Below are 11,706 nucleotides of genomic sequence, written 5' to 3'. Positions count from 1 at the left end.
TTGAATATCGGGCATTAGTCCTTAGTTAAAATTTATTAAACTGTCCTAATTTTGGGGTTCATATCACATATCAGAATGCGATCTTTTTATTTGCGGATAATAAAGTGACGTTGCTTTTGTTTGTAAGTAAAGCCTTCTCCCAGTGCTTCGTGAACTTCAATTACGCTCACAAATGCTTTGGGGTCTTCGGCGCTAATTAATTCTTTCACGGCAGGAATTTCACGTGGCGAAACGACTAAATAGATTACTGGACGATTAACTTTACTATAGCCACCCCGAGCTTCGAAATAGGTAAAACCGCGATCAAGCTTTAAATCAATCATCTGCGCGATTTGCTGGTACTTATCTGATATTATTAGTAAACCACGAGCAGAGTAGGCTCCTTGTTGGACAGCATCCATTACGCGTGAAAGGATAAATGATGCCACCAGCGTATACATAATGTGCTTTAAGTCTAAATAAGTTAGTGACGCAAACAAGACCAGCGCATCGCAGAATAAAAGCACCTTGCCAGAGGACATGCCGTATTTTAATTGACAAATTCGGGCAATGATATCAGTCCCGCCTGAAGTGCCATTATACCTAAATACTAATCCTAGACCTATTCCAGATAGGGTTCCCGCTAAAATCGCTGACAAGAAGAGGTCGTGTTCCAAGTTTAATTGATATATAATAGGTATCAAGCGCCAAAACCATAGGAAAAAAGAGAGCCAAAGAGTTCCCCAAATTGTGTAAGTCAAGAGTCGCTTACCCATAAAGCGATATCCCAAAAATATTAGTGGGATATTTAAAATAAGCGAGGAAAGCCCCATATTGATTCTCCAAAAGTGTCTAAGAAGCAAAGTAATACCGCTGATACCGCCATCTGTTAACTGATTAGGTGCGGAAATCATGTCTAAACTTAAGCCATAAATGGCGCAACCTAGCATGATCATAAATAGTTCTAGAATGTTTCTTCTAGTAATTTTTTGCATGATGATTATTATCTTTCTATTCAATCTTTGACGCTATAAACTTACCACATTTTCTAATGAAAAACACTATACAAATGAGTTGATTATCTGATGAAAAAAATAAATGATTTACCCCAAATTTTTGTTGCTGCAATTCCCGTACTTGAAAAGCTTGAAGAAGCAGGTTTTGAAGCATACTTTGTTGGTGGTTCAATTCGTGATTTGCTTTTAAAACGACATATTCATGATATTGATATTGCCAGCAGTGCATATCCTGAAGAAGTTAAACGATTATTTCCTAAAACAATCGATACTGGCATTAAGCATGGCACTGTAACTGTCTTATACAATGGTAGTAGTTATGAAATAACAACGTTTCGAACCGAATCAGGTTACCAGGATTTTCGCCGCCCTGATCATGTTACCTTTGTTAGAAGTCTCAAAGAGGACTTAAAGCGGCGTGATTTTACTATCAATGCGTTAGCAATGAATACTAAAGGCGAAATTGTTGATCTATTCAATGGCTTAGATGATTTACACCACCATCTAATTAAAGCCGTTGGTGATCCTTTAGAGCGCTTTCACGAGGACGCATTGCGCATGATGCGGGCAGTCCGCTTTATGAGTCAATTACAATTCGACCTGGAGGAGCAAACTGAAGAGGCTATTCGACAACTCCATTATTTGTTACCTAAAATTTCGGTTGAACGAATTCGTGACGAGTTTGTCAAAATGGGGACTGGACCAAATTCAAGAAAGGCATTTGCGGTCTTCTTGGATACAGAATTAAGCGAAGGAGCGCCCGATTTTGCCGGTAAGAAAGATTTACTAGCAATTTACCCCAGTTTGAAGTTTGATCCTATTTTAGAATCAAGTCTTTGGGCCGTGATTATCATTTTACTGAAAATAGCTAACAATGAAATTGGCCAATTTATGCGCGATTGGAAAAATTCCAATGCAATGACCAGCAAAGTAGAAAAAATTGTTGATTTGTTTGACCTGCTTTCAGAACGTGCCCCAACGGATTATGAACTTTTTGAAGCAGGCAAAGAAACATTATTGAATACAATTGATGTTGCGCAAATTTTGGGGCAGCCAATTAATTCTGAGGCTTTAGTTGACCGCTATATGGCGTTACCAATTAAGTCTTCTTCTGAACTAGTAATTGATGGTCGCTTTTTAATCGCTGCCGGTGTTAATCCGGGCCCTAAACTAGGTGAACTACTTACAGACATTAAGAAAAAAGTGATTGCCGGTGAATTGGAAAATTCACGTGAGGCAATCACCGCATTTTTAGGTAATGAATTTTAAACATAAAATAAAACAGCAAAATACATCAAAGCTGAACCGAGAAGAACAAACAGATGCCAGACAACATGAATAAAGGGAACGTTTTTCATGGTATAAAGCAGTGCCCCAACGGTATAAGCAATTCCGCCGCCAACGAGGAGCCAAAAGCCGTTAGGACTCAAGCGGACATATAGGTATTTGCCAGCTAAAATAACCAGCCACCCCATACCAACATATAAAACCGTATCCAAAATGACATGCTTGCCCCGGTTAAAAATATAGTAGATGATTCCAAAGATTGCGATTAGCCAAATGAGGCTAAACAGTAGCCAGCCCCATTTGCCCCCGATAGCTACTAGTGCAAAGGGCGTATACGAGCCACCGATTAAAAGGTAGATAGAGGAATGGTCAAAAATTTGGAAAACATTTCGTGCTTTGGTAAAAATTAAGCTATGAAATAACGTCGAAAATAAATATAAAATCAATAAGCAGCTGCCATAAATGGCAAAGGTAAAAAGCCTTATGGTGCTATGCATTGATACTGCCTTTAAAATTAATAAAATTAAGCCAATAATTGCTAAGCAAAAACCGATTCCGTGGGTAACCGCACTAAGCGTGTTATCTAATACGTAATAGTTTTTGCTTTTTTTAGTTGGCTCCTGCCAAAGTTCTTTTAATTTCATTATGAAAAAAGATATTCACTTTCTTTTTTTTGTTATAATAATTTATAATTGATACAATTCACATTCTATCATACAATGTGAACAGCAATTCAGAATTGAGGTCGAGTAGGTTGTCAGAAATAAAAATTTTGACCGATTCTTCTGCACAGTTAACGCCAGAAGAAATTGAAAAATATCATATAACAGTTGTACCATTATCCGTAACAGTTGGTGGAAAGACATATCTTGATGGCGTTGAAATCACCAGGCAAGAATTTGTTGAAAAAATGAGTCAGGCAGAAGATCTGCCTAAAACAAGTCAACCACCAATCGGCAGATTAGTAGATACAATTAAGGACTTAACGGCTGATGGGAGTGAAGTCGTTGGCATCTTTTTGGCTAAAGCACTTAGCGGAACGGTTGATGCTGCCAGACAAGCAGTCGAATTAAGTGGCAAGTCGGATCTAGTTCATGTTGTTGACTCTGAACTGACTGATCGGGCTGAAGGCTTGCAAGTTTTGGCTGCCGCTCGCGATGTTGCAGCTGGGAAACAAGTTCCAGAAATTTTAACTCACCTTGAAAATATCAAGAAAACTCAGCGTTTGCGAATGATGATTGTCAACCTGGAAAATGTGATCAAAGGTGGACGGTTAGGGCCAATCTCAGGCAAGATTGCTAATTTGCTGAATATTAGAATCGAGTTACAAATGCCGCACGGTGAATTAAAAGTAGCCAAAAAAGGGCGCGGCAAGAAATTCACGATGGCATTTGACCAGCGTGTCCTAGATGATATTGAGGCTAATAAAGAAAAAATTAAAGAAGTTGGTATTTCCTACGTATCACTTAATGGTGTACCACAGCGTTTGCTTGATTTTGCCCAAAAAATTAAGGACATTAATTCTAAAATTGATGTGTTGGTACGCGAAACTAGCCCAATAATTGCTACACACGCGGGCATGGATGCATACGCAATTTTATATTATACGGAGTAATTAATTGGCATATCGAGAAAGTTTTTACCGTTACTTAATGACGTTACGGGATGCAGATTCCACCGATCCTGTCGTGCAATTTGCAAATAATGCACAAAATGATCAAACTTTTCCTAAGCAAGAGCAAAATTATGAAAAGCTATCGGAGTATCTTGAGCTAAATGCGGGCTATTTACCGAGCATGAGCATTTTTGATCAAGCTTATCAGATGTATCACGATAAAATGATGTATTAACAAAGGCTCCTTCTTGGGGCCTTTTTAGTGTAAAGAAGGCAAAAACAATGGCTAAAATTCAATGGTATCCTGGTCACATGAACAAGGCTCGCAATCAACTTGAGGACAAAATGGGATTAATTGATGTTCTGGTTGAAGTACTTGATGCGAGAATTCCTGAGTCATCTAGAAATCCGATGATTGAAGACTTAGTTGGCGATAAACCGCACTTAATTATTTTAAATAAAGCTGACTTGGCCGACCCGGTAATGACTAAAATCTGGCAGAAAAAATTGAGTGGCAAAGGCAAGGTGGTAATGGCACTGGACTCTTTGCATAATACTAATATGCAGGTTTTAGTTCGGATGGTGAAAAAAGCAGCAAGCGCTAAAATTGCTAAATTGGAAGCAAAAGGTGCAGCCAATCCGGTTATTCGCATTGCTCTGGCAGGTATCCCTAACTGTGGTAAGTCGACCATTATTAATCGTTTGGTTGGCCGCAATGTAGCGGCCGTGGGTAATAAGCCTGGTGTAACCAAGGGCCAAACTTGGTTGAAGACGCAATCTAACATTCAGATTTTAGATACTCCCGGAATTTTATGGCCTAAATTCGAAGATCAGGACGTTGGCTATAAGCTTGCCGCTTTTGGCGCAATTAAAGATAGTATTTTTAGTGCTGATGATGTTGCGCTATTTTTACTTGCCAGGTTGCGTGAACATTATTTGGGCGATGTGGCGAAGTTTGCGCGGACAACTAAGGAACAAGTAGGCCGAATCAATGATACAGATTTGCTTTTGGCCCTTACCGAAGAATACGGGATGCGTGACGACTATGATCGCTTTTCTTTGTATCTTCTCCAACGCCTGCGTAAAGGCAAAGTAGGAAGGATCACATTAGATCGACCATGACAATCAATGAAATAAAAACTTTATTAATTCAAGAAAAACTTCCCGCAGAAACAATCACCCAGTTGGCGCAGGATCCAAGAGCAGGCGTTCAGAAATTACTGGTTAGCTATCAAAAGCGTCAGGCTAAATTAGCAAGTAAAAAAGCAGCATTTGAAAAGCGGTTTGATTATGAGCGCCAATTTTGGGCTAAAAAGCAAGTAGTGGCCGGTGTCGATGAAGTTGGTCGTGGACCTTTGGCTGGTCCGGTGGTGACAGCTGCCGTCGTTATTGACCAGGATTTTGATCTGATCGATGTGAATGATTCGAAAAAACTGAGTGCTAAAAAAAGATGCGAACTTTATCCTAAAATTTTTGAAGAAGCAGTCAGTGTCGCTGTCGGCCTCAAAGACGCTGAGGTAATAGACAAAGTAAATATTTATGAAGCAGACCGATTGGCTATGGCACAGGCCGTCAATAATTTAGATTGTTCCGTTGATGCTTTGCTTGTTGATGCGATGGATGTGCCGGTAGCTCTTCCGCAAGTGAAGTTAATTAAAGGGGATGCAAAGTCTAATTCGATTGCTGCCGCTTCAATTGTTGCCAAGGTTTTTCGTGATAAGCTAATGGCAGATTATGCTAAAATCTATCCCGAATATCACTTTGAAGTCAATGCCGGCTATGGTACTAAAGAGCATTTGGCCGCTATCAGGCAGTATGGCCCATCACCAATTCACCGTAAAACATTTGCACCTGTCAGTGAGTTTTATCAATAAAAAATTTCCCTCCTTTTTTACGTATATGTAGATAGGGAGGTTTTTTATGAAAACAACAAATTTTCTTTTGCGTTTAAAATTACAAAAAGGAATTGGTTATGTTAAGATGTTAAAAATTGCTAGTCAACTAGATACAGCTGATGTCAATCTTAAAGCGCTGATGAAAATGGACTTGCCTAGCAATTTAAAAAGAGCGAGTTTAGCTGCTTATAATGATGATCAGGCGGAAATTTACGTAAAACGAATCAAGAAGCAGTGTCAGGTTATTAGCTTTTTTGACGATGTGTATCCGGAGCAATTGCGTCAAATTTACCGGCCGCCGTTAGTTTTGTTTGCTCAGGGAGATGTTAATCTCTTACAGCAAAAAATTGTGACGATAGTGGGTTCACGCATGGCAACGTCATATAGTCGTTCAGTTTTGACCAATTTGGTTCCCCATCTTGTTAAAAAAGGCTGGGTGATTGCTAGTGGCTTGGCTAAGGGCGTTGACGTGATGGCGCACAAGGCAGCACTAACTAGTGAAGGTAAAACAATCGCGGTAGTTGGTAATGGCTTAAATCATTTTTATCCGCTTAGTAATTATCACGTTCAAGAACAAATCATCCGCCGTGGCCTAATTCTTAGCGAGTATTTGCCTGACACGCCGCCAAGACCCTTTCGTTTTCCGCAAAGAAACCGGATATTAGCTGGTATTGCCCAAAAAGTAGTTGTTACCGAGGCGCAGGAAAAATCCGGTTCACTGATTACAGCGAACCTGGCATTACAGGAAAATCGCGATATTTATGCGGTTCCGGGACCAATTGACAATGAGCTTTCTGCTGGGCCAAACAAGCTGATTGCCGCGGGGGCGATTCCAATAACTGATTATCAGTTATAACTTGAAAGATTTGACAATTTGCGGGTAAATATACTATTGTCAGACTAGTATTTTAAAAAAAGAATTTAATGAGGAGGCTTTTGATGCCAACAAAATCAAAGCCAAAAAAACGTAAAAAAACATTAGTGATTGTTGAGTCGCCAGCTAAGGCGAAGACTATTGAAAAATATCTCGGACGTAATTATCGCGTCATTGCATCGAAAGGCCATATTCGTGATTTACCTAAGTCACAAATGGGAATTGATTTTGATCATGATTACAAGCCGAAATATATTTCGATTCGGGGTAAAGGCGACACGATTAAAGAATTAAAATCTGAGGCTAAGAAAGCTAAAGATGTTTACCTAGCATCTGACCCCGATCGTGAAGGAGAAGCAATTGCGTGGCATGTGGCTCATGCCTTAAATCTGGATGATACAGCTAAGAACCGGGTTACTTTTAACGAAGTTACCAAGGATGCTGTTAAAAATAGTTTTAAAAATCCCCGTGCCATTGATATGGATACGGTAAATGCTCAGCAGGCCAGAAGAATCCTAGATCGAATTGTAGGTTATTCTTTATCGCCAATCCTTTGGGATAAGGTGAAAAAAGGACTTAGTGCAGGACGTGTTCAGTCTGTTGCTCTTAAGTTGGTAATTGACCGTGAAAAGGAAATTAAAAACTTTAAGCCCGAAGAATACTGGACAATTGATGCCGAATTCAAAAAGAAAACTAAGGCGTTTAAGGCACAATTCTGGGGCGTCGATGGCAAAAAGCAGGACTTGCCGAATAATGAAGCTGTGCAAAAGGTTCTAGCAAAAATTGATAAAAAGCAGACTTTTCAAGTTAATAATGTCGTTAAGCGTGAACGTCGGCGGCAACCTGCTGCACCGTTTACGACTTCAACTATGCAGCAAGAAGCTAATAAGCGTCTAAATTATCGGACGCGCAGAACCATGAGTATTGCACAGCAATTATATGAAGGTATTAGTCTGGGCAAACAGGGCACAGTCGGTCTAATTACCTATATGAGAACGGACTCTAAAAGGACATCCCCAATTGCTCAAGCTGAAGCATCTAAGTTCCTAAATGAAAAATACGGCAAAGAATATGCTGCCAAAGGTGCAAGACACTTTAAAAATCAGGAAGATGCGCAGGATGCCCATGAAGCAATTCGGCCTACAAGTGTTTACCGGACACCCGAATCTCTAAAGGATGTTTTAACTACCGAACAATATCGTCTTTACAAGCTGATTTGGTCCCGCTTTTTAGCCAGTGAAATGACGCCTGCTGTTTACGATACCGTAAGAGCTGACATTGAACAAAATGGGGTGATTTTCCGGACAACTGGTTCGAAAATGAAGTTTGCTGGTTTCACCAAGGTTTATGATAATTTGCAGGAAAAAAATGTAGAATTACCTGAACTAGATGATGGTGATCAAGTTAAGTTAGCAAAATCCGATAACAAGCAGCATTTTACGTTGCCACCTGCACGCTACACGGAAGCCAGCTTAGTTCATACACTAGAAGAAAATGGTGTCGGGCGTCCGTCAACCTACGCGCCAACGATCGATACGATTCAGCGTCGCTATTATGTCAAGCTTGAGGGTAAAGCAATCGTACCTACTGAATTAGGAGAAATTGTCGATAACTTAATCGAAAAATTCTTCCCGGATATTGTTAACATTGATTTTACCGCCCAATTAGAAAGCGACCTCGATAGCATTGAGGCAGGGAAGAAAAATTGGGTCAAGGTAATTGACGAATATTATCACCCGTTTAAAAAGGAATTAGATAAAGCCGAGTCAGGCATTCAAAAAGTTCAGATTAAGGATGAACCTGCTGGTTTTAACTGCGATATCTGTGGTGCCCCGATGGTGATCAAGATGGGACGCTATGGTAAGTTCTACGCCTGCTCACGTTTCCCTGATTGCCGCAACACTAAGGCAATTGTGAAAAAGGTCGGTGTAATCTGTCCGAAATGCGGTAAAGGTGATGTAGTTGAGAAGAAGTCTAAGCGCAACCGCAAATTCTATGGCTGCTCTCGCTACCCTGACTGTGATTTTGTTTCCTGGGACAAGCCGATTAACCGTGTCTGCCCTAATGACGGTCATTTCTTAGTGGAAAAGAAAAACAAAAAAGGTCTGGTTATTTTATGTCCAAATGGCGACTATAAAGAAGAGCCTAAGGAAGAACAGACCGCAAAATAACATTAAATTTAATTAAATATCATCAAATCACTTAGATTTGATGATATTCTTTTTATATAAGTAAATAAAAATTAGTAAAGGAATATAAATATGCCAAAAACTGTAACTGTTGTCGGTGGAGGCTTGGCGGGTAGTGAAGCCGCTTGGCAATTAGCCAAACGAGGGATTTCGGTTGATCTATATGAAATGAGACCAACTAAAATGACGCCAGCTCATAAAACCGGCGAATTAGCAGAGCTTGTTTGTACCAATTCAATGCGGTCTAATCAGCTGTCCAATGCTGTTGGGTTACTGAAAGAAGAGATGCGTCAATTGGATTCGCTTGTTTTAAAAGCGGCTGATAAAACTCAGGTTCCAGCTGGCGGAGCTCTTGCTGTTGACCGGGATGAATTTAGTGCTTATATCACCAAGACACTCCATGCACTACCCAATATTACGTTTCATGATGAAGAAATTACCGAATTGCCCCAAGATGGCATTACCATTATTGCAACTGGTCCCTTAACCAGTGATAAGTTGGCTGCTAAAATTCAGGAGTTTTCGGGAACTGAAAGTCTGCACTTTTTTGATGCAGCAGCGCCAATTGTTGCCGCCGATTCGATTGATTTAGATATTGTTTATAAAAAATCACGCTATGATCGCGGGGATGCGGCGTACCTTAACTGCCCGATGACGCAAGAAGAATACGAGAAATTCACTCAGGAATTGGTTAATGCGGAAACAGCACAAATGCATGATTTTGAAAAAGATGATGTTTTTGAGGGATGCATGCCAATTGAAGTAATGGCTTCGCGGGGAGAAAAGACGATGTTGTTTGGCCCTCTTAAGCCCGTTGGTTTAGAAGATCCTCATACTGGCAAGACGCCGTATGCGGTAGTTCAATTACGCCAAGATAACGCCGCCGCTTCAATGTACAACATTGTTGGCTTTCAAACGCACTTGAAATATGGTGAACAAAAACGAGTCTTTTCAATGATTCCTGGTTTAGCCAATGCGCGTTTCATCCGCTACGGGAAAATGCACCGTAATACTTATATGGCTTCGCCCGAAGTTTTGACTGCCAGTTATGAAGCGAAAAAACAACCTGGGTTATTTTTCGCAGGTCAAATGACGGGCGTTGAAGGTTACGTTGAAAGTGCTGGTAGCGGCTTAGTTGCCGGTATTAATGCGGCCAAGGAAGCTCTTGATGAGCCTACTGTAATTTTTCCTAAAATGACCGCTCTTGGCTCGATGGCAAATTATGTGACTACAACCAGCGTTAAACACTTTCAACCAATGAATGCCAGTTTTGCTTTGATCCCTGGTCTTGAAGGGAAAAAGATTCGGAACAAACGGGAACGGCATGAAAAAATTAGTGAGCGTAGTTTAGAAAAACTTCAAGAATTTAAGCAAAAAGAGTTGGATTAACAATGGCTGCTTTAGAAAATAGTGATGAACTAGATCTGTTTCTGTCTTATCTAAAAAACGAACGACATTATAGTCAGAAGACCATTAAGTCTTACCAAACGGATTTGCTCGAGGCAAAGTCTTTTTGGAAAAGTAATGGCGGATTTGCTGGCTGGAAAAAGATTGAACGCCGTGATGTTGAGATTTTTTTACAAAATCTGGCAGAACGTAAGCTAGCTCGTTCAACTCAATCCCGTAAAATGTCTAGTTTAAGATCTTTTTATCGCTTTTTAACTAAGCGTAAAATTGTTAAAATAGACCCGACGCAGGCAATTGTTCTGCGGGCAAAAGAGCACAAACTGCCGCAGTTTTTTTATGCACCTGAGATGAAACAGGTTTTTGCATCGCTCAATGGCAGTGAACCGTTAACTAGGCGGAACTTAGCCATGTTTGAGTTGTTTTATACAACCGGCATGCGTGTTAGCGAAGTTAGCAATTTAACGCTTGAGCAAGTTGATTTAGATTTAAAAATTATTCTCGTGCACGGAAAGGGAAACAAAGATCGTTATGTTGCTTTTGATGAGCAAACTAAAGAGGCCTTGGCAAATTATTTGACTGATGCCCGGCCCGAGCTCATCAAAGATCACGATTGTCCTTTTGTTTTTGTCAATCATCAAGGTAAACAATTGACAACCCGGGGCATAGAATATGTTATGCAAAAAGTATTTAATGGTGCGGGGATTAACGGTAAAGTTCATCCCCATGAATTGCGACATAGCTTTGCGACAGCAATGCTGAATAATGGTGCGGATTTGCGTAGCGTACAGGAGTTATTGGGGCACATTAATTTATCAACTACCCAAATATATACGCATGTAACAATGAGTCATTTACAGGAAAATTATGAGCAATTTTTTACCCGTAATGATAAGAAAGATGAGGCAAAATAATGACAACAATTTGTTCAGTTAAATATAACGGAAAAACAGCAATTGCTGGTGACGGCCAAGTAACCTTAGGCGAAAAAGTCATTGCTAAGACAACGGCTAAAAAAATAAGACGCATATACCATGATCGCGTCGTCATCGGCTTTGCTGGTGGTGTGGCCGATGCGGTCAGCTTGCAGGAAATGCTTGAAGGAAAGTTAGAAGCATTTGGTGGTGATTTACGGCGTGCTGCGGTTGAAATGGCCCAAGCTTGGCGTAAGGATGCTACCTTACAAAAATTAGATGCAATGCTGATTGCCTTTAACGAAAAGGATTTATTGCTTATTTCAGGTAATGGTGAAGTGCTTGAGCCTGATGAAAATGTTGTGGCAATCGGTTCGGGTGGTAATTTTGCCCAGGCTGCTGCGATTGCGATGACGCGCCATTCTTCGGGGATGTCTGCCAGTGAAATTGCTCATGAAGCAGTTGAGATTGCTTCCGGTATCGATATTTTTACTGATGATCAGATTCATACAGATGAACTTTAAAAGTAGGTG

The 11,706-nt window shown here is 40.3% G+C and carries 12 protein-coding genes; 10 read left to right on the top strand and 2 right to left on the bottom strand.

Features of this window, described 5'->3' with window-relative positions; translation table 11 throughout:
- Positions 1-86: 86 nt before the first annotated feature.
- Positions 87-974 carry a YitT family protein gene (locus tag J3U69_RS03310; RefSeq protein ID WP_267413019.1) on the bottom strand — a complete coding sequence of 296 codons (888 nt, stop codon included), beginning with the start codon at positions 972-974 and terminating at the stop codon, positions 87-89.
- 90 nt (positions 975-1,064) lie between these two features.
- Between J3U69_RS03310 and J3U69_RS03305 the strand changes: the two genes are divergently transcribed.
- On the top strand, positions 1,065-2,264 hold the full coding sequence (locus tag J3U69_RS03305) for a CCA tRNA nucleotidyltransferase (RefSeq protein WP_103751592.1): 1,200 nt from the start codon (positions 1,065-1,067) through the stop codon (positions 2,262-2,264).
- Here the strand turns inward: J3U69_RS03305 and trhA are convergent.
- Positions 2,261-2,926 (bottom strand): PAQR family membrane homeostasis protein TrhA, encoded by a 666-nt coding sequence (gene trhA, locus J3U69_RS03300; protein WP_103751593.1) that lies wholly within the window; start codon positions 2,924-2,926, stop codon positions 2,261-2,263. The two genes, J3U69_RS03305 and trhA, sit on opposite strands and share 4 nt — an antisense overlap.
- 110 nt (positions 2,927-3,036) lie before the next feature.
- Here trhA and J3U69_RS03295 point away from each other — a divergent pair, with 110 nt between their 5' ends.
- From J3U69_RS03295 to hslV, 9 genes are all read left to right on the top strand, one after another.
- Entirely contained in the window at positions 3,037-3,897 is an 861-nt protein-coding gene (locus tag J3U69_RS03295; RefSeq protein ID WP_220221120.1) for a DegV family protein, read from the top strand.
- Positions 3,898-3,901: 4 nt separating this feature from the next.
- Positions 3,902-4,132: a YozE family protein gene (locus tag J3U69_RS03290; protein ID WP_103751595.1), complete on the top strand. Its 231-nt coding sequence runs from the start codon at positions 3,902-3,904 to the stop codon at positions 4,130-4,132.
- Between the two features lie 47 nt (positions 4,133-4,179).
- Positions 4,180-5,019, top strand: a complete 840-nt coding sequence (gene ylqF, locus J3U69_RS03285) for a ribosome biogenesis GTPase YlqF (RefSeq protein ID WP_220221121.1) — start codon at positions 4,180-4,182, stop codon at positions 5,017-5,019.
- Positions 5,016-5,771 carry a ribonuclease HII gene (locus J3U69_RS03280; protein ID WP_267413017.1) on the top strand — a complete coding sequence of 252 codons (756 nt, stop codon included), beginning with the start codon at positions 5,016-5,018 and terminating at the stop codon, positions 5,769-5,771. Before ylqF ends, J3U69_RS03280 begins: the two co-directional genes overlap by 4 nt.
- A gap of 46 nt (positions 5,772-5,817) precedes the next feature.
- The gene (dprA, locus tag J3U69_RS03275; RefSeq protein ID WP_267413016.1) at positions 5,818-6,648 is read left to right on the top strand and encodes a DNA-processing protein DprA; all 831 of its coding nucleotides are present in this window, start codon (positions 5,818-5,820) and stop codon (positions 6,646-6,648) included.
- Positions 6,649-6,731: 83 nt separating this feature from the next.
- A complete protein-coding gene (topA, locus tag J3U69_RS03270; protein ID WP_267413014.1) occupies positions 6,732-8,837 on the top strand; it encodes a type I DNA topoisomerase in 2,106 nt (701 codons plus the stop codon).
- Positions 8,838-8,927: 90 nt separating this feature from the next.
- Positions 8,928-10,244, top strand: a complete 1,317-nt coding sequence (gene trmFO / locus J3U69_RS03265) for a methylenetetrahydrofolate--tRNA-(uracil(54)-C(5))-methyltransferase (FADH(2)-oxidizing) TrmFO (protein ID WP_103751600.1) — start codon at positions 8,928-8,930, stop codon at positions 10,242-10,244.
- A 2-nt stretch (positions 10,245-10,246) separates the two neighbouring features.
- On the top strand, positions 10,247-11,173 hold the full coding sequence (gene xerC / locus J3U69_RS03260; protein WP_220235406.1) for a tyrosine recombinase XerC: 927 nt from the start codon (positions 10,247-10,249) through the stop codon (positions 11,171-11,173).
- Positions 11,173-11,697 carry an HslVU peptidase proteolytic subunit gene (hslV, locus tag J3U69_RS03255; protein WP_267413012.1) on the top strand — a complete coding sequence of 175 codons (525 nt, stop codon included), beginning with the start codon at positions 11,173-11,175 and terminating at the stop codon, positions 11,695-11,697. The genes xerC and hslV overlap by 1 nt, the downstream gene beginning before the upstream one ends.
- Positions 11,698-11,706 lie beyond the last annotated feature (9 nt).

It is taken from the genome of Lactobacillus sp. B4026, assembly GCF_026535825.1.
In the GTDB taxonomy this organism is placed as follows: Bacteria; Bacillota; Bacilli; order Lactobacillales; family Lactobacillaceae; genus Lactobacillus; species Lactobacillus panisapium.
Note: the sequence above shows the minus strand (reverse complement) of the source record. Positions and strands in the feature narration are given on the sequence as shown.